The sequence below is a fragment of the Roseococcus sp. YIM B11640 genome (assembly GCF_049727625.1).
Lineage (GTDB): Bacteria > Pseudomonadota > Alphaproteobacteria > Acetobacterales > Acetobacteraceae > Roseococcus.
In genome coordinates, this window is the sequence record NZ_JBBJOZ010000005.1 from 23,685 (window position 1) to 41,149 (window position 17,465).

Annotated in this window: 15 protein-coding genes; 10 read left to right on the plus strand and 5 right to left on the minus strand. The window is 71.0% G+C overall.

Annotated elements, in window-relative coordinates; genetic code table 11:
• Window positions 1–5: 5 nt before the first annotated feature.
• The gene (locus tag WJM96_RS18735; protein ID WP_424814066.1) at window positions 6–368 is read left to right on the plus strand and encodes a hypothetical protein; all 363 of its coding nucleotides are present in this window, start codon (window positions 6–8) and stop codon (window positions 366–368) included.
• Between the two features lie 170 nt (window positions 369–538).
• Here WJM96_RS18735 and WJM96_RS18740 read toward each other — a convergent pair whose 3' ends face one another.
• A complete protein-coding gene (locus WJM96_RS18740) occupies window positions 539–1,516 on the minus strand; it encodes a Bug family tripartite tricarboxylate transporter substrate binding protein (RefSeq protein WP_424814067.1) in 978 nt (325 codons plus the stop codon).
• A 68-nt stretch (window positions 1,517–1,584) separates the two neighbouring features.
• On the opposite strand from WJM96_RS18740, the gene WJM96_RS18745 reads away from it, so the two are divergent.
• From WJM96_RS18745 to WJM96_RS18765, 5 genes are read left to right on the plus strand one after another with little or no spacing between them, the layout of a single operon-like run.
• Entirely contained in the window at window positions 1,585–3,078 is a 1,494-nt protein-coding gene (locus tag WJM96_RS18745; protein WP_424814068.1) for an FAD-dependent oxidoreductase, read from the plus strand.
• Window positions 3,068–3,496, plus strand: a complete 429-nt coding sequence (locus WJM96_RS18750; protein ID WP_424814069.1) for a CMD domain-containing protein — start codon at window positions 3,068–3,070, stop codon at window positions 3,494–3,496. Before WJM96_RS18745 ends, WJM96_RS18750 begins: the two co-directional genes overlap by 11 nt.
• Before the next feature lie 48 nt (window positions 3,497–3,544).
• A complete protein-coding gene (locus tag WJM96_RS18755; RefSeq protein WP_424814070.1) occupies window positions 3,545–4,120 on the plus strand; it encodes a peroxidase-related enzyme in 576 nt (191 codons plus the stop codon).
• The gene (locus WJM96_RS18760) at window positions 4,117–5,388 is read left to right on the plus strand and encodes an aspartate aminotransferase family protein (protein WP_424814071.1); all 1,272 of its coding nucleotides are present in this window, start codon (window positions 4,117–4,119) and stop codon (window positions 5,386–5,388) included. The genes WJM96_RS18755 and WJM96_RS18760 overlap by 4 nt, the downstream gene beginning before the upstream one ends.
• An 18-nt stretch (window positions 5,389–5,406) precedes the next feature.
• Window positions 5,407–6,408 carry an SGNH/GDSL hydrolase family protein gene (locus WJM96_RS18765; RefSeq protein WP_424814072.1) on the plus strand — a complete coding sequence of 334 codons (1,002 nt, stop codon included), beginning with the start codon at window positions 5,407–5,409 and terminating at the stop codon, window positions 6,406–6,408.
• Between the two features lie 35 nt (window positions 6,409–6,443).
• On the opposite strand, the gene WJM96_RS18770 is transcribed toward WJM96_RS18765, so the two are convergent.
• Together WJM96_RS18770 and WJM96_RS18775 are read right to left on the minus strand one after the other, a co-directional pair.
• A complete protein-coding gene (locus WJM96_RS18770) occupies window positions 6,444–8,066 on the minus strand; it encodes an ABC-F family ATP-binding cassette domain-containing protein (RefSeq protein ID WP_424814073.1) in 1,623 nt (540 codons plus the stop codon).
• Window positions 8,067–8,153: 87 nt separating this feature from the next.
• On the minus strand, window positions 8,154–9,743 hold the full coding sequence (locus tag WJM96_RS18775; protein WP_424814074.1) for an ABC transporter substrate-binding protein: 1,590 nt from the start codon (window positions 9,741–9,743) through the stop codon (window positions 8,154–8,156).
• Between the two features lie 285 nt (window positions 9,744–10,028).
• On the opposite strand from WJM96_RS18775, the gene WJM96_RS18780 reads away from it, so the two are divergent.
• The gene (locus WJM96_RS18780) at window positions 10,029–10,352 is read left to right on the plus strand and encodes a MerR family transcriptional regulator (protein WP_424814075.1); all 324 of its coding nucleotides are present in this window, start codon (window positions 10,029–10,031) and stop codon (window positions 10,350–10,352) included.
• On the opposite strand, the gene WJM96_RS18785 is transcribed toward WJM96_RS18780, so the two are convergent.
• Window positions 10,353–11,114, minus strand: coding sequence for an N-acetylmuramoyl-L-alanine amidase family protein (locus tag WJM96_RS18785; RefSeq protein WP_424814076.1), 762 nt, complete (start codon window positions 11,112–11,114; stop codon window positions 10,353–10,355). It abuts the gene before it with no gap.
• A gap of 643 nt (window positions 11,115–11,757) precedes the next feature.
• On the opposite strand from WJM96_RS18785, the gene WJM96_RS18790 reads away from it, so the two are divergent.
• Both WJM96_RS18790 and WJM96_RS18795 read left to right on the plus strand, forming a co-directional pair.
• Window positions 11,758–14,523 (plus strand): Rne/Rng family ribonuclease, encoded by a 2,766-nt coding sequence (locus WJM96_RS18790; RefSeq protein WP_424814077.1) that lies wholly within the window; start codon window positions 11,758–11,760, stop codon window positions 14,521–14,523.
• Window positions 14,520–15,314, plus strand: a complete 795-nt coding sequence (locus tag WJM96_RS18795) for an enoyl-CoA hydratase/isomerase family protein (RefSeq protein WP_424814078.1) — start codon at window positions 14,520–14,522, stop codon at window positions 15,312–15,314. The genes WJM96_RS18790 and WJM96_RS18795 overlap by 4 nt, the downstream gene beginning before the upstream one ends.
• Window positions 15,315–15,390: 76 nt before the next feature.
• Here the strand turns inward: WJM96_RS18795 and WJM96_RS18800 are convergent, their stop codons facing one another.
• On the minus strand, window positions 15,391–16,689 hold the full coding sequence (locus WJM96_RS18800) for a hypothetical protein (RefSeq protein WP_424814079.1): 1,299 nt from the start codon (window positions 16,687–16,689) through the stop codon (window positions 15,391–15,393).
• Between the two features lie 74 nt (window positions 16,690–16,763).
• Here WJM96_RS18800 and WJM96_RS18805 point away from each other — a divergent pair, with 74 nt between their 5' ends.
• Complete coding sequence (locus WJM96_RS18805; RefSeq protein ID WP_424814080.1) at window positions 16,764–17,462, plus strand: VWA domain-containing protein; 699 nt, start codon at window positions 16,764–16,766, stop codon at window positions 17,460–17,462.
• Window positions 17,463–17,465 lie beyond the last annotated feature (3 nt).

The following is a 17,465-nucleotide window of genomic DNA, read 5'->3' on the forward strand; positions in this document are numbered from 1 at the left end:
GGTCGATGATTCGCACGCTTGGCGCCATTTGCCTGATGCTGGCCCTCGCCTGGGCCGGCCCCGCCGCCGCCCAGCGCAGCGGTACCTACGACGTCACGGGCGCGAACCCCGACGGCACGCAATACACCGGCACGCTGGAGCTCGAGCAGATCGGCATGCTCAGCTTCCGCCTGACCTGGACCATTGGCAGCGAGACCATCGAGGGCGTCGCCATGGTCAGCGGCCTGACCTTCGCCACCGCCTTCTCCCTCGGCGGCCAGCCCAGCATGGGGGTCTACGAGATCAAGCCCTCCGGCGAGATGGTCGGCCAGTGGACCATCATGGGCGCTTTTGGCGGCGGCACCGAGACTATACGCCCTCGCTCGTAAGCTTCGGCGGGCCGCCGCCAAAGCCATTTTGTCGGGCCTCGGACGCCTGGCGCGGCCGCGTCGCCTTACTATCTTACTATCTTACCGCGCGCTTCGAGATCTGGGCGCAGCTAACCCGTTGATGGCGTTGAGTTTAACACAACGCCGCCGCGGATTCAAGGAATGCCAGCCTATTGCAGGCTGACGCCCGAGAACCTCACCAGCTCCGCATGACGGCGTAGTTCGCTGTCCAGCAGCGCGGTCAGCCGCTCCGGTCCGCCGCCGATGATGTCCAGCCCCTGCGCCTCGAAGCGCGCCCGGCTCTCGGGCTCGGCCAGGATCTCGTTCACGAGCCCGTTCAGCGCCTGGGTGATGGGCGCAGGCGTGCCCTTCGGCAGCATCAGGCAGAACCAGCTCCCGAACTCCAGCCCGGGCATGCCGAGCTCGGCCGTCGTCGGCACGTCGGGCAGCACCACCGAGCGCCGGTCGCTCAGCACCGCGATGGGCCGCACCTGGCCGGAGCGGATCTGCGGCTGAGCGCCCGTCACCAGGTTGAACATGACCTGGATCCGGCCGGCATAAAGGTCGGTGAAGCCCTGCCCGATCCCGTTATAGGGCACATGCACCATCTCGGTGCCCGTGGCCTGGCGGTACAGCTCGCCCGCCAGATGCATGGAGCTGCCATTGCCGGAGGAGCCGAAGGACACCTGCCCCGGATGCGCCTTCAGATAGCTCGTCAGCTCCGCGAGGCTGTGCACCGGCAGCGCGTTGTTCACGACCAGGATGTTGGGAACATTGCCCAGCAGCATCACCGGCTCGAAATCGCGGCGCGGATCGAAGGAGAGGTCCCGGTACAGCGACGGGTTGGTCGCCATCGTCCCCGCCCAGGTGAAGAGGATCGTGTGCCCATCGGGCGCCGAGCGCGCGGCGGCCGTGGCGCCCACATTCCCATTGGCGCCCGGCCGGTTGTCCACCAGCGTCCGTTGCGGCAGGCGCTTGTCCATCTCCTGCGCCAGGATGCGGGCCAGCGTATCGGCCGTGCCGGCGCCGCCGGCGGCGGGAAGGATGATGCGAAGCGGCCGGTCAGGCCAGCCGGGCGGCAGGGTGACGGCGGCGGCCGCGCCCGGCAGGGCGGCCATTCCGGCGAGCAGCGAGCGGCGTGCAATCATGAGGGGCCTGCATGGACAGTCACGGAAGATGACACCATGCTTTCGGCGCCGCAGCAAAGCCTCTCCGGATGAACCAGACGACGCGCATCGCGACCCCTCCACCCAACGAGGCGGGCCTCGCCGCCCTGGAAGCCCAGGTCGCCCGCGACCTGGAGGCGCTGAACCTGCCGCCGAAGAACTGGGTTCCGCCGATGTTGCGCGAAGGCGTGCCGGTGTTGGATGTGGTGGTCATCGGCGCGGGCATGAACGGCATCGCCGCCGCGGGCTCGCTCATCTTCAAGGGCATGCCCAACATCGCGGTGCTGGAGGCGGCGTCGCCCGGCCATGAAGGCCCCTGGTGCACGACGGCGCGCATGGACACGCTGCGCTCACCCAAGACGCTGCCCGGCCCTTGCTTCGGCATTCCCTCGCTGACCTTCCGCGCCTGGTATGTCGCGAGCTTCGGCGAGAAGTCCTGGGAAGAGCTCTACAAGATCTTCAACCGCACCTGGCAGGAATACCTCACCTGGCTGCAGCGCGTGCTGAAGCTGCCCGTGACGCATTTCTCCCGCGTCACGCGCATCGAGCCCGCGGACGGGCTGCTGCGCCTGACGGTGGAGCACCCGGACGGCACGCGCCATGTGCTCGCGCGCCGCCTGGTGATGGCGACGGGCCGTGCCGGCGCGGGCGGCCTGGACCTGCCTGGCTTCGTGGATCACGCGCTCTTCCCCGACCTCGCCGCGCTGGCGCCGCAGCCCATCGACTTCGAGGCCCTGCGCGGCAAGAGCATCGGCATCATCGGCGGCGGCGCCTCGGCCTTCGACAATGCCGCGACGGCGCTGGAACGCGGTGCCGCGCGCGCCGACCTCTACGTTCGCCGCGCCGTGCTGCCGCAGGTGAACAAGGGGCGCGGCAGCACCGGCCCGCATTTCCACAATGCGCTGGACGCCCTGCCGCCCGACGTGAAGTGGAAGCTGCACGTCTATCTCTACGACCAGCAGGCGCCCGTGCCGCATGAGACGGTGCATCGCGCGCTGCGCCAGCCCGGCTTCCACATCCATCTCTCGACGCCCACGAAATCCGCGCGGCGGGAGGGCGACGCGGTGGTCGTCTCCGTCGGCGGCGCCGAGCCGCGCGAGGTACGGCACGACTATCTCATCGTCGCCACCGGCTTTTCGGTGAACCCGATGCAGGTGCCGGAGCTGGGCGACCTCGCCCCCCATGTGCAGCGCTGGATCGACGTCATCGGCGACGTCCCGCCCGAGCTTCGCCGCGCCGAGATCGAGACCTTCCCCGTCCTCGGCCCCGGCTTCGAGCTGCAGCCGCGCGACGGCTCCGCGCCGCCGGAGCTCTCGCGCATCCATCTCGTGAACTATGGCGCCCATCTCAGCCATGGCGGCATCGCGAGCGATATTCCCGGCGTGGTCGTGGCGGGCGAGCGGGTGGCGGATGCCATCCTGCGTTCGCTCTTCCTCGAGGAATTTCCCGCCATCCGCCAGGCGCTGGTGGAGTATGACGAGCCCGAGCTGATCGGCACGCCCTTCTACGTGCCCAAGAACCAGGAGAGCCCCAGTGACACGTGACGTCATCGACGAGCTGATGGGCATCCAGCCCGGCTCGAAGCTGGACGAGCTGCGCGCGCTGCGCCCCGACGTGCGCATCGCCACCCAGGCCAGCGAGGACGCGATCTTCGGCGGCCCCAGCGGGCTGACGGAAGCCGAGCGCCACGCCGTCGCGCTGCATGTGGCGGAGCTGAACAAGGACGCCGCGCTGGCCGCGTATCACCGCGCCAAGGCCGGCGACAGCCCGCGCATCCCCGTGCTGCTCGCGCATGCGACCATGCTGACCAAGATGCCGGACCAGGCCACGCCCGAGGCGATCGCGACCCTCTCCAAGGCCGGCCTCGCGCCGCGCGACATCGTGATGCTCTCGCAGCTCATCGCGCATGTGAACTACGAGGCCCGGCTGCTCGCGGGCCTCCGTCTTCTGGAGGAAGTGTGATGGCCGCCGATTCAGACTTCCGCGCGCCCCAGTCATCGGAGGCTTGAAATGAGCACCCACGATTTCGGCTTCACCATGGACACGCTCGAATGGAAGGCCTGGGCGCCGGTCCTCGACGTGGAGAAGGCGACGCCCGACGAGATCAAGGTCCTGGAGGAGAGCCACCCCAAGGCCAAGGTGAATCCCTACTACCTGCTGCTGGTGCAGGAGGCGGAGGTGCTGCGGCAGCGCTCCAAGCTGTTCAACACCATCATGTACGGCCCGCGCGGCGCGTCGCGCGCCGACCGCGAGCTGGCAGCCACCGCCGAATCCCGCGTGAACGGCTGCCCCTATTGCGCCAGCGTGCATGCCCAGCGCTTCGTGCAGATGAAGGGCGACAAGGACCTCATGCAGCGCCTGCTGGATGACGGCGTGGACACCCCCATGCCGTCGAAGCAGCGCGCCATCGTGGACTACTCCGTGAAGCTCGGCGCGACGCCATCGGCCGCCACGAAGGAGGATGTCGAGCGCCTCCGCGCCGAGGGGCTGAACGACGCCGAGATCCTGGACATCACGCTCTCCGTCGCGATGTTCGCCAATGCCAACCGACTGATGCAGACCCTTGGGGAGGCCGTGCGCCCATGAACGACGTCGCCGTTGCGGAAACGCTGGTCGAGACCGCGCATCGCGTTCTGCCCGCCGGGAACTTCGGCAATTTCAACAGCGACATCGCCATCGTGAAGGGCGTGGGCGGCCATGTCTGGGATGCCGAGGGCCGCGAGTACATCGACTACCTCCTCGGCTCCGGCCCGATGTTCATCGGCCATGCGCATCCGGAGGTGACGGCGGCGGTGATGGAGCAGGTGCCCCTCGGCACCACCTTCTTCACCAACAACCCCGCCGGCATCCGCCTCGCGGAAAAGATCGTCGCCGCCCTGCCCTGCGCCGACCAGGTGCGCTTCCTCGGCTCGGGCACCGAGGCGGACATGTACGCGATGCGCGTGGCCCGCGCCTTCCGCAAGCGCGACAAGATCGTGAAGTTCGAGGGCGGCTACCATGGCATGAGCGACCACGGGCTCATGAGCCTGGCGCCCAAGCAGCTCAGCAACTTCCCGCTCGCGATCCCCGACAGCCCGGGCATTCCCGCCAAGGTGCGCGACGACGTGCTGGTCGCGCCCTACAACGACGCCGCGCATGTCGTGGCGCTGATCGAGGCGCAGCACGACGAGATCGGCGGCGTGATCGTGGAGCCCTTCCAGCGCCTCATTCCGCCCGCGCCCGGCTTCCTGCAGGCGCTGCGCGAGGTGACGGCGCGCTTCGGCATCCCGCTCATCTTCGATGAGGTCGTGACGGGCTTCCGCTTCGCCTATGGCGGCGCCCAGAGCTACTACGGCGTGACGCCGGACCTCTGCACCCTCGGCAAGATCGTGGGCGGCGGCTTTCCGCTCTCGGCCGTCGCGGGGCGCGCCGACATCATGGCGCATTTCGACAAGGCCAAGGTGGGCGAGGAAGGCTTCCTCATGCAGGTGGGCACGCTCTCGGGCAATCCGGTGGCGTCCGCGGCCGGCCTCGCGACGCTCGCGGTGCTGGAGCGGCCGGGCGCCTACGAGGGTGCCTTTGCCACGGGCCGCTCGCTGATGGAGGGGCTGACGAAGATCCTCGCCGGGAAGGGCCTGCCGGGACAGATCGTGGGCGAGCCGGTGCTCTTCGACGTGGTCTTCAAGGAAGGCCCGGTGCGTGACTATCGGGACACGATGAAGGCCGATGCGAAGCTGGCCGCCCATTTCAACGGGCATCTGCGCGCGGCGGGGATTCTCAAGGGCGACAGCAAGTATTATATTTCGCTGGCACATACCGCCGAGGATGTCGCAAAGACCCTCGAAGCCTTCGCTGACGCGGCCAAGGCGCTGTAACGGGAACACGCATTTGCCATGAGGCGCCTGGCCGTCCTCGCCATCCTGCTGCTGCTGGCCGGCCCCGCCTTCGCGGCGCGGGAGACCGGGGCGGCAGGCTGCCCGGATATCCTGGTGGGCGACAGCCTCGCCGTCGGCATGGGCCCCTATGCGCGCGCCTCGGGCTTCCAGGTGGTGGCCAAGACCGGCGTGGGCATCCGCTGGCTGGACGCGCAGACGCCGCGCTGCGCCCGGCGGGTGGTGGTGGTCCTCGGCACGAACGACGTGCGCGGCATGAGCCCGAGCGCCGCCGAGGCCTATACCGCGCGCATCGAGGCGGCGATGAACCGCTGGCAGGCGCGCGAGGTCATCTGGGCCACGCCCGGCTGCTTTCCCTACGACGACTCGATGGAGCGCGGCAGCCAGGCGCTGGACCGCGCGGCGCGCGGGCGCGGCCATCCCTACACCATCCATTCCGGCCGCCAGGCGCGCTGCGACAACCTCTCCGGCGACGGCATCCACCCGACGGGTTCGGGCTACCGCATGTGGTGGGCGTCGCTGTCGGAATCCATCGGCGTGGCGCCGAGCCTGGGCGCCGAGCCCTATCGCGCCACCGCCTCGCGCGGGCCGCGGCATGGCGGCTCGCGGGCCGTCTCGGCGCGGGTCACGCGCCCGGCGCCGGCGCGCGGGCGGCCTATGGCCACCGCGCGGGCCAGCACCCGGCCCGGCGTGACGGCATCGCGAGCGACGGCATCGCGCGCAACAGCATCGCGCGCAACGGCATCGCGGGCGGCCGCATCACGGACGGCCACGGCCCGCGCCACGGCATCGCGCCCGGCCGCCACGGCCACCCGCACGACGCGGCAGCAGGCGACGGTCCGCAACGCCAGCACGGCGCGTCCTGCGGGGACGCGCAACCTCGCGGCATCGCGCCCCGCCACGACGACCCGCGCGCCTGCCGCGACGACCCGCGCCGCGCGTCCCACTGCACCGCGCGCCATCGGCGCCGCCACCCCGCAGACTCGCCTGCACCGCACCTGACGGAAGCCAAGCGCGCGCCCGGCGCCTGAGGGCGGCTAAGCGTGCAAGCCCGGGGCTTCCTGCCCGGTGCGCGCCACGTATTCGGTATATCCGCCGCCATACTGGTGGATGCCCTCCGGCGTCAGCTCCAGCACGCGGTTGGAGAGCGCGGCCAGGAAGTGCCGGTCGTGCGAGACGAAGAGCATCGTGCCCTCGTATTCCGAGAGCGCCGCGATCAGCATCTCCTTCGTCGCCATGTCCAGGTGGTTCGTCGGCTCGTCGAGCACGAGGAAGTTCGGCGGGTCGTAGAGCATCTTCGCCATCACCAGCCGCGCCTTCTCGCCGCCCGAGAGCACGCGGCAGCGCTTCTCCACCTCGTCGCCCGAGAAGCCGAAGGCACCGGCCAGGTTGCGAAGGGAGCCCTGCGGCGCGCGCGGGAAGGCATCCTCCAGCGCCTGGAGGATGGTGTGGTCGCCGTCCAGCAGCTCCATCGCGTGCTGCGCGAAGTAGCCCATCTTCACGCTGCCGCCGAGCGAGACGGTGCCGGCATCGGGGTCGGTGGAGCCCGTGACCAGCTTCAGCAGCGTGGACTTGCCCGCGCCGTTCACGCCCAGCACGCAGCAGCGCTCCCGCCGGCGGATCAGCAGGTCGAGCCCGTCGTAGATCACCTTGCTGCCGTAGCGCTTGGACACGCCGCGCAGGTTCGCGACATCCTCGCCCGAGCGCGGCGCCTGCTGGAACTCGAAGCTCACCGACTGGCGGCGCTTGGGCGGCTCCACGCGCTCGATCTTGTCGAGCTTCTTCACGCGGCTCTGCACCTGGGCGGCGTGCGAGGCGCGGGCCTTGAAGCGCTCGATGAACTTGATCTCCTTGGCGAGCATCGCCTGCTGGCGCTCGAACTGCGCCTGCTGCTGCTGCTCGTTCATCGCGCGCTGCTGCTCGTAGAACTCGTAGTCGCCCGAATAGGAGGTGAGGCTGCCGCCGTCGATCTCGATGATCTTGTTGATGATGCGGTTCATGAACTCGCGATCGTGCGAAGTCATGAGCAGCGCGCCGTCATACCCCTTCAGGAAGTTCTCCAGCCAGATGAGGCTTTCGAGGTCCAGGTGGTTCGACGGTTCGTCGAGCAGCATCACGTCGGGGCGCATCAGCAGGATGCGGGCCAGCGCCACGCGCATCTTCCACCCGCCCGAGAGCGCGCCGACATCGCCGTCCATCATCTCCTGGCTGAAGCCGAGGCCCGCCAGAACCTCGCGCGCGCGGCCTTCCAGCGCGTAGCCGCCGAGATCCTCGAAGCGGGCCTGCACCTCGCCGAAGCGCTCGATCAGGCTCTCCATCTCGTCCATGCGCTCGGGATCGGCCAGCGCGGCCTCGAGCTCCGCGAGCTCGGCGGCGACCGTGCTCACGTCGCCCGCCCCGTCCATGACCTCGGCCACGGCGCTGCGGCCCGACATCTCGCCCACATCCTGGCTGAACAGGCCGATGCTGACGCCGCGGTCCACCAGCACCTGGCCCTCATCCGCCTGCTCCTGCCCCGTGATCATGCGGAAGAGCGTGGATTTGCCGGCACCGTTCGGCCCGACGAGGCCGATCTTCTCGCCCTTCTGGAGCGCGGCCGACGCCTCGATGAAGAGAAGCTGCTGGCCGTTTTGCTTGCTGATGCTGTCGAGGCGGATCATGGAGGCACTTCATGAAGAAGGCCGCGGCCCCGCCGGCAAGTCCGGCAGGGGCCGCGGCCCGGTTGTGGTTCAGGCAGGCGCCGCCGGTCAGGCCGGGCGGACGCCCATCGCGATGGTGCGCTCGTCCATGCGCGCGGCGTAGGTGAGGCCGCGGCGCGTGGCCCAGGTGTGGTTGAGCTGGATCAGCGGCATGATCGGAACCTCGCGGCCCACCCAGCGCACCAGGTCCTGCAGCGCCTTCTCGCGCTGCTCGTTGTCGATGATGGCCACCGCCTCATTGGTCAGGCGATCGAGCTCGGGCGAGGAGAAGCGGCCGGAATTGCTGGCGCCCGTCCGGTTCTCGCGGCTGTAGGTCATCATGATGTTGGTCAGCATGTAGCCGGCCTCGGCCGTCGTGCTGCCCCAGCTGGTCAGGCGGATGGCGAATTCCTGGCGGTTGCTGCGGGCCGAGAAGCTGGCCCAGGGCACGGCCTCGACCTGCGTCTGCACGCCGATGCGCGTCCAGAACTGCGCGACGGCCTGCGCGATGCGGCTGTCGTTCGGGAAGCGGTCGTTCGGCGTGTGCAGCGTCAGCTTGAAGCCGTTGGGGAAGCCCGCCTCGGCCAGCAGGCGGCGCGAGTGCTCGACATTGGGGTTCGGCACGGTCACGTCGGGCGCGTAGCCGAAGGTGCCGGGCGGCAGCCACTGGTTGGTCGGCGTCGCCTGGCCCTCCATCACGCGCTCGGCGATGTTCTGGCGGTTGATGATGCTGGTCAGCGCCTGGCGCACCCGCACGTCGAGGAACGGGTTGGCCGGCAGCGGCGTGCCGGCGTTGTCCGTCACGAAGGGCGTGCTGCCGGTGCGCGAGAAGTCCGGCATCAGATAGACGCAGCGCAGGCCCACCGTCTCGGAGACGGAGGTGCGCGGCTCGCGCTTGAGGCGCGCGAGGTCGCTGCTCGCCACCTGGTCGATCATGTCGAGGTCGCCGGCCAGCAGAGCGGCCGAGCGCGCGGCGTCGTTGGCGATGAAGCGGTAGGAAACGCGGGCCCACGGCTCGGCGCCACCCCAGTACTCGTCGTTGCGGACCAGCTCGGTGCGGTTGTTCGGCTGATAGCTGACGAGCTTGTAGGGCCCGGTGCCGATCGCCGCCTTGCCGCTGTTGTAGTCGTCGGTCGTCGCGCCCTCGCCCACGTGCTTCGACACGATGAAGATGGCCGCGAGGTCCGTCGGCAGGATCGGGTTCGGCGCATGCGTATGGAAGCGCATGGTCAGCGGATCGAGGATCTCGATGCGCTTGATGGAGCGAAGGAAGCCGCCGAAGCCGCCCGGGCTGTTCGGCACGTTCGGCGCGCGGCCGTAGGTGAACTCCACGTCCTCGGCGGTGAAGGGGCGGCCGTCATGCCACTTCACGCCCTCGCGGAGCTTGAATTCCCAGATGGTCGGCTCGATCACCCGCCAGGAGGTGGCGAGGCCCGGGACGAACTTGGCATCCGGCGTGCGGTCCACCAGGGCGTTGAACAGGTGCAGCGCCAGCGAGGAATTGGGCGCGGCGTTGAAGAAGTGAGGGTCCACCGAGGTGATGGAACCGCCGGTCGCGATGGTGAGCGTCTGGCCCTGGTTCTGCGCCACGGCAGGCAAGGCCAGGGCGCTGGAGAAGGCGGCCGCGCCAAGGGCGCGACGGCTGAGCTGCGTGGTCATGGGGATCCCTCCGATCCGAAAGATGGAGCGGCTGTTACTCCGATTGGGGCCGACTTTCCAGGGAGGCCCGCCAGACCGCCGGATTCGGCCCGAAAACACCGGGAGGAACGTTCCGCCCCCGGCGTCAAAAAATCTCGCAAGACAAGCAACCTGACCCCGAATCATCGATTCAGCCATGTCGGTACGAGCGGAAATCGAGACGCAGTATCCATCCGGCATAATTCCAGCACATGCCGCATGACGCGCAGCTCGATATCTTAGAGTTGACGGATGCCGGGAGAGAAATTGAGCCAGCGCAAGCACATTCTGGCTGCCTCGGAGGCGAGTGGAGTCCCGGCCAAGTCGATCCGCCACTACGAGAAGATCGGGCTGGTCCTGCCGGATCGCGGCTCCAACGGCTTTCGGCTTTTTTCCGATAAGGATGTGCAGGACCTCCGGCTGATCAGGCTGGCGAGGACGCTGAGCATTCCCTTCCCCCAGATCCGCGAGCTGCTGGACTTGATGTCGGCCAGCGCGAGCGGGGATGACGACGCGCGCGAGGCGGCGCTGATGGAGCTCCGCGCCATCCAGGACGCGCTGGCGGAGCTCAGCCGGATCCTGAAGGCCTGACTACGCCACGCTGCGCGCGCCGATGAAGCCGTGCACCGCCTCGGCCAGGGAGGCGGCGAGCTTCGCGCGATGATCCGCCCGGCGCAGCAACGCCTCGTCCTGGCGGTTGGACAGGAAGCCGCATTCCACCAGCGCCGCCGGCACATCCGGCGCCTTCAGCACCACGAACTGGGCCCGGCGCAGGGGCTGATTGAGCAGGATGACCTGCCCGTCCAGCGCGTTCACGGTCAGCCGGGCAAGCCGCTCGGACCCCGCGCGCGTCTCCTGCCGCATGAGGCTGAGCAGGATGCGCTGCACCTCGGGCGAGACGGAGGGCAGGCGCAGGCCGCCGGCCTGGTCGGCCCGGTTCTCGCGGCGGGCGATGGCGGCGGCGACCGCGTCGGTCGCGGTCTCGGACATGGTGTAGACGGAGGCGCCGCGCAGGGCCGCATGGCCGGGCGGCGAGGCATCGGCGTGGATGGAGAGCAGCAGGGCCGCCTCCCGGTCGCGGGCCAGCTGCACCCGGCGGGCCAGCGGCACGAAGACGTCGCGCGTGCGGGTCATGGCCACGCGGCAGCGGCCGCCATGCTCCAGCCGGCGCTTGAGTTCCAGCGCCAAGGGCAGGGTGATGCGCTTCTCCTGCGTGCCCTCGGCGCCGATCGCGCCCGGGTCGGTGCCGCCATGCCCCGGATCCAGCACCACGAGCGGAAGCTGCCGCGCCGGGCTTCGGCGGCGCGTGGCGGTCTGCGAATGTGCGGCCGGCGCCACGGCGAGTCCCGCCACGGCCGCGAGCCATGCTCTGCGATTGATCCCCATAGGCCGCGACCCCCATCGCGGTGGGCGCATGCTATCACAAAGGGGTGCGGAAATCCACCCGAAGCCTGCCTCCGGCCTAGGCAGACGGCTCCGGCTTTGGGCACCCGGGCGGCCGGAAACCCGTCAGGACCGGGTCAGGGCCGGAACGAGGCGCCATGGGGCGCCTTGTGGACAAGCTGGGCGGGGGTTATGCTGACTTGCCCCAGCGATAGGCGCTGCGGGCGGGACAGGGGCAGAACGCGCGGCTTTTCGCGCCAGCCCTGGCCAGGCACAGCCGGATGGGCAGCCCTTGCTGACACCCCGGAGAGAGCCGGCCCGTGCCGCCCCGCGCGTCCGCGGTGCAGGCCGGCCACGCCCTACCGCGCGGTTTAGCCTGCCGCAATATCGCCCGCCCGCGACGGGCGCACATAAGTGGGGGTGTGCCATTGGGCATCGCGTTCGCGCCTGCCGCCGAAGACGGCGCAGACGCCCCGATGCCCCCGAGTGAGGACGAAGACGCGCATGATGTCCCCGACATCGCCGCTTATCGGCCCGCACCCGGAGTCTGTTCCCCTTTTCCGCCGCAGGCCAGGCCTCACATCGCCCCGCCGCGGTGCGGAGTTTCCCACGCATGACCAAGCGCATGTTGATCGACGCGGCACACCCGGAAGAGACCCGGGTGGTCGTGATGGATGGCCATCGCGTCGATGAATTCGACCTGGAGGCCGCCAACCGGCTGCCTCTCAAGGGTAATATCTACCTCGCCCGGGTCGTCCGGGTGGAGCCGAGCCTCCAGGCCGCCTTCGTCGAATATGGCGGCAATCGCCACGGATTCCTCGCCTTCGGCGAGATCCACCCCGACTACTACCAGATCCCCGTCGCCGACCGGCAGAAGCTGATCGAGGCGCAGGAGGCCGAGGCCCGCGAGGAAGCCGAGGCCGAGGCGCGCGACGAGGAACGCCGGGCCCAGGCCCAGGCCGCGCGTGCCGCCGCACAGGCCGCCCGCGCCGCGGCCAAGGAAGTTTCCGCCGCGACCGGGGACGGAGCCGGCGAGACCCCGCTGGAACTGCCGCAGGACCTCACCTCCGAGGAGCCCTCGCCGGAGGAAATGGCGGCCGACATCGTCGCCGAGCTCGAATCCCGCGACGAGGCCCAGCCCGCGGAGGCCGCCGCCTCCGAAGGCGAGGAGGAGGAACGCGGCCGGGTCGAGATCCTGCCCCCCTCCGACGCCCCGCCGCCCGAGACCATCGGCGTCGCCGAAGGCGATTCCGAGGGCGAGGCCGAAGCCGAGCAGGAGGACCGCCGCGAGCGCCGCTCCACCCCGCGCTTCCTGCGCAACTACAAGATCCAGGAGGTCATCCGCCGCCGGCAGGTCCTCCTCGTCCAGGTCGTGAAGGAGGAGCGCGGCACCAAGGGCGCGGCGCTCACCACCTATATCTCGCTGGCCGGCCGCTTCTCCGTGCTGATGCCCAACAGCCCGCGCGGCGGCGGCGTCTCCCGCAAGATCACCTCCAGTTCCGACCGCCGCCGCCTCCGCGAGGTGATCGAGGAGCTGGAGATGCCCAAGGGCATGTCGCTCATCGTCCGGACGGCAGGCGCGCAGCGGCCCAAGCCCGAGATCCGGCGCGACTGCGAGTACCTGCTGCGCCTCTGGGACGACATCCGCGAGCGCACGCTGGCCAGCACCGCCCCCGCCCTGATCTACGAGGAGGCGGACCTCATCAAGCGCTCCATCCGCGACGGCTATGCCCGCGACATGGACGAGATCATCGTCGAGGGCGACAGCGCCTACGCCCAGGCGCGCGAGTTCATGCGCATGCTGATGCCGGAGCACGCGCGCAAGATCCAGGCCTATCGCGACGGCACCGTGCCGCTCTTCTCGCGCTTCCAGGCCGAGGCGCAGCTCGATGCGATGCATGAGCCCAACGTGCAGCTGCGCTCCGGCGGCTACCTGGTGATCAACCAGGCCGAGGCGCTGGTCGCCATCGACGTGAACTCCGGCCGCTCGACGCGCGAGCGGAACATCGAGGACACGGCGCTCCGCACCAACCTCGAGGCCGCGGACGAGATCGCGCGCCAGCTTCGCCTGCGCGACCTCGCGGGCCTCATCGTCGTCGACTTCATCGACATGGACTCCAACCGTCACAACGCGATGGTGGAGAAGCGGATGAAGGACGCGCTGCGGCACGACCGCGCGCGCATCCAGGTCGGCCGCATCAGCCATTTCGGCCTGCTCGAGATGTCGCGCCAGCGGCTGCGCCCCTCGCTGGCCGAGACGACCTTCGTCACCTGCCCGCATTGCCTGGGCCGCGGCACCGTCCGGGGCCTGGAGAGCAGCGCGCTCGCCGTGCTGCGTGCGGTCGAGGAAGAATGCGCGAAGCGCCGCGCCGCCGAGATCACGGTCCATGTGAACTCGCCCTGCGCGCTGTACCTGCTGAACAAGAAGCGCGACCGCCTGGCGGATATCGAGAGCCGCTGGGGCGTCTCCGTGCTGTTCGACCCGGACGACTCGCTGCACGGCGCGGAGACGCGGATCGAACGCAGCAAGGCGCCGCCCGCCCCGGTCGAGGAGCGCCCGGCCGCGCTGCGCATGGATTATGTGGACGAGCCCGAGGCGCCCGCCGCCGAGGACGAGGATGACGCGGCCGAGGCCGTGGAAGCCTCCGAGGGCGCCGAGGGTGGCAGCGAGGCCGAGCGCAGCCGCCGCCGCCGTCGCCGCCGTGGGCGCGGCCGCCGCGATGGCGCGCCGTCCGAGACGAATGGCGAAAGCGAGGGCGAGGCGGAGGCCGAGGGCCAGGAAGCCGCCGCCGAGGCTGGCGCCGAGGGCGAGGCCGGTGCCGAGCCGGTGGCCTCCGAGGATGGCGAGGACGGCAACCGCCGCCGCCGCGGACGCCGCGGCGGCCGCCGCCGGCGCGAGGAAGGCGAGGCCGAGGCCCCGCCGGCCGCCGCTGCCTTCGAGGGCCCCACGCCGGCCGATCCCTTCGCCAATACCGTGGACTCCCTGATGGCGGCCATGGAGGCCGCCGAGATGGCGGCCGAGGCCGCGCTGACGGCGCCGCCGGCTGCCGCCGCGCCGGAGGCCCCTGCCCCCGTGCCGCTGGAAGCCGCCGCCCCGGAAACCCCGCCGGCCGAGGCGCCTGCCGCCGAAGCCCCGGTCGCCGAAGCCGCTGTTGCCGAAGCCCCTGCGGCCGAGGCTGCGCCCGTCGAGGCGCCTGCCGCCGAGGCCCCCGCGATCGAGGCCCCCGCGGCCGCCGAACCCGCGCCCGCCGCGGCGGAGACGCCCGCGCCGCAGCCCGAGCCCGAGCCCGCCGTCGTCATCGGCCCGGCCATCCAGCCCAAGTCGGTCGAGGAAGTCGCAGCCGCGGCCCCGCGCCGCGGCGGCTGGTGGAAGCGGTGAGCAGCGACGCGCCGGTCCTCGTCCAACGCGAGGGCCCGGTCGTCCATGTCACGCTGAACCGCCCCGCCCGCCGCAACGCCATCGGCGGCGGCATGGGCGAGGCGCTGGACGAGCTGGTCGGCCAGCTTCGCGTGGATCCCACCGCCCGCGTGGTCGTGCTGCGCGGCGCGGGCGGGCATTTCTGCGCGGGGCTCGACCTCACGGAAATGGCGCAGGGCCCCGCCGAGGACCGCATGGGCGCGCAGCTGGCCCGCAACCGGGCGATCGGCGAGCGCTACCTCGCCATCGCCTCGCTGCCGCAGGTGGTGATCGCAGCAGTCGAGGGCGCGGCGCATGCCGGCGGCCTGGGCTTCGTCTGCTGCGCCGACATCGCCTTCGCCAGCGCGGATGCCCGCTTCTCGGCGCCCGAGACGCGCCGCGGCCTGGTGGCCGCGCAGATCCTGCCCTGGGTCGCGCGGCGCATCGGCCGTTCCAACGCCACGCGCATGGTGCTGGAGGCTGGCGTCATCGACGCCGCGACGGCGCTGCGCTGGGGCATGGTGCATGAGGTGGCGGCCGACCGCGCCGGCCTGGACGCGCTGGTGGCCCAGAGCCTCGCGCTGATCCTGGAGGGCGCGCCGGGCGCGCTGGCGGAGACGAAGCTGCTGCTGGCGGCGCTCGGCCCCGTCTCGCCCGAGGGCTATCCCGAGAAGGCGGCCGATTCCTTCGCCCGCACGGGCTCCGGCCCCGAGGCGATCGAGGGCATCGCGGCCTTCAAGGAAAAGCGCAAGCCGAGCTGGGCAGCGGGTTGAGACGCCCCCGCCTGCGAGGACCATCCGGCCGCGAATAGCGGCCGGCGCCTTCAGCGGCGTCCGGGGGCAGAAAATATCACCGCGCGGTGAGGCTCAGCCCGAACATGTTCTGCCAGCCGGCCAGCGTCGTCTGCGGCTTGCCCTGGACGTAGGACATCCGCAAAGGCACGCGCGGATTGGCGCTCAGCTCCAGCACCGTCGCCTCGCCGCGCAGGAAGCGGGCCATGGCGTTGCGGGCATCGGTGAGGGTCGGGCCCGCCAGCGCCGAGTTGGCCTGCCGCACCAGCCGCTGGCGGAAGGCGTCCTCGCCCATGTTCTCGCGCGCCGCGGCCGTCCGCACCCAGCGCCGGAAGAGCGACAGATCCGCATAGCGAAGCCGCGCGGAGATCAGCCGGATGTCCTGGGCCGCTTGCGGCGTCATGTTCTCCGGCACATGGCTGGCGCGGAAGGCCAGCGCGATCTGCCCGACGTCGCGCAGCTCGATGGAGAGGTCGGGCATGTCGACGGTCTGCGTCGCGGGGTCATGCGTGGCCTCCATCCGCGCCTCGGCGCCCAGGCGGTCATAGCCCAGCCGCTGCATCCATTCGGCATGCGGCGGCGCGGGCAGCACCTCGAGGCCGCGCAGCGCCAGGGAACCATTGGGCGGGCGGCTGCCGCCCAGCTCCCCTCGCATGGAGAAGGAGCCGAGGCGCGCGACGGCCTGGCCCTGCCGCGTCACCGCCACGCTCTCGATGTCCAGGCTGGAGCGGCCGGGCTGCGCCTGGGGCGGACGCTGGTCGATGACGGCGGTCAGGATCTCGGCCGTGTCGAGACCGGAATAGCCCATGCGCGCCACCGTCACGCGGTCCACCGGCCCGCCGGAGATGCCGACCTCCAGCGCCGTGACGCTCACCTGGCCTTGGCGGCCGGCGCCGTAGTTCTCGACGGTGACGAGGCCGATCTTGACCGGCGTCGGCCCCTCGCTCTGCCAGTTCTCGATGCGGAGCAGGTCGGCCGCCAGCGCATCGGGCTTGGGCGTCTGGCCCCGGGGCGGGCGGCGGACCGTCAGCGACTCGAGATCCAGCCGGCCGATGCGCATGGGAACGCCGCCGCCCTGCAGCTGGATGTCCCGCAGCGAGAGCCGGGCAATGCCGTCCTCGCGCAGCCCCTCCAGGCGGGCCTCGGCGATGCGGATGGTCTCGGCGTCCTTGGTGAGGACGACGCCGGTCAGCGCCGCGCTGCCCTGGACGTCCGTCGCGGTCGCGCTGGCGTAATCCAGCCGGACGTTGGAGCCGAGCATGCCTCGCAACTGCGTGACCGCCGCGGGCTCCGGGGCCTGGGCGAAGGCGCCGGCGGGAAGAATCGCGACCAGCGCCGCGAGAACGTATCTGCGCATGCGTGGAACCTAGCCTTGGCCGCCGCGCATGCGCCACCCTTTGCGCGGGGGGCGAAGCGGGCCATGTGCAAGATATGACGAAGCTTCCAGCCAGGTCAGGCAACGCCTCCGTCGCGGCCTTCCTCGACAAGGTCGCCTCGATGCCGGCCGTGCGCGCGGGCGGGGCGGTGGGGCGCCTGGTCTTCGCGGTGGACGCCACCGCCTCCCGCCAGCATGCCTGGGACCGTGCCTGCCACCTGCAGGCTGAGATGTTCCTCGCCGCGCGGGACCTCGGCGGTCTCGCGGTGCAGCTCGCCTATTGGCGCGGCCACGGCGAATTCGCGGCGACGCCCTTCCTCACCGGCGCGGAGGAGCTCGCGCGGCGCATGTCCGGCGTCACCGTGCTCGGCGGCATGACGCAGATCGGCCGCGCGCTGGAGCACACCCTGGCCGAGACGAAGCGGCAGCGGGTGAACGCCCTGGTCCTGGTGGGCGACGCCTTCGAGGAGGATGTGGACGCCGTCTGCCACCTCGCGGGGCAGCTCGGCCTGCATGGCACGCCCGCCTTCTGCTTCCAGGAGGGCAACGACCGGACGGCCGAGCTCGGCTTCCGGCAGGTCGCGAAGCTTTCGGGCGGCGCCTGGGCGCCCTTCGACGGGTCCAGCGCCGATGCCCTGCGGGATCTTCTGCGCGCCGTCGCGGTCTTCGCCGCGGGCGGGCGGGCGGCGCTCGCGCGGCTGGCGGGCCCCGGCGCGCGGCGGCTGGCGGGCCAGCTTCCCGCGCCGGGGCGCTGAGCC

Coding starts and splice junctions, on each gene's coding strand:
- WJM96_RS18735 (WP_424814066.1), top strand. CDS start 6: ATGATTCGCACGCTTGGCGCCATTTGCCTGATGCTGGCCCTCGCCTGG.
- WJM96_RS18740 (WP_424814067.1), bottom strand. CDS start 1,516: ATGATTGCACGCCGCTCGCTGCTCGCCGGAATGGCCGCCCTGCCGGGC.
- WJM96_RS18745 (WP_424814068.1), top strand. CDS start 1,585: ATGAACCAGACGACGCGCATCGCGACCCCTCCACCCAACGAGGCGGGC.
- WJM96_RS18755 (WP_424814070.1), top strand. CDS start 3,545: ATGAGCACCCACGATTTCGGCTTCACCATGGACACGCTCGAATGGAAG.
- WJM96_RS18760 (WP_424814071.1), top strand. CDS start 4,117: ATGAACGACGTCGCCGTTGCGGAAACGCTGGTCGAGACCGCGCATCGC.
- WJM96_RS18765 (WP_424814072.1), top strand. CDS start 5,407: ATGAGGCGCCTGGCCGTCCTCGCCATCCTGCTGCTGCTGGCCGGCCCC.
- WJM96_RS18770 (WP_424814073.1), bottom strand. CDS start 8,066: ATGATCCGCCTCGACAGCATCAGCAAGCAAAACGGCCAGCAGCTTCTC.
- WJM96_RS18775 (WP_424814074.1), bottom strand. CDS start 9,743: ATGACCACGCAGCTCAGCCGTCGCGCCCTTGGCGCGGCCGCCTTCTCC.
- WJM96_RS18790 (WP_424814077.1), top strand. CDS start 11,758: ATGACCAAGCGCATGTTGATCGACGCGGCACACCCGGAAGAGACCCGG.
- WJM96_RS18800 (WP_424814079.1), bottom strand. CDS start 16,689: ATGCGCAGATACGTTCTCGCGGCGCTGGTCGCGATTCTTCCCGCCGGC.
- WJM96_RS18805 (WP_424814080.1), top strand. CDS start 16,764: ATGACGAAGCTTCCAGCCAGGTCAGGCAACGCCTCCGTCGCGGCCTTC.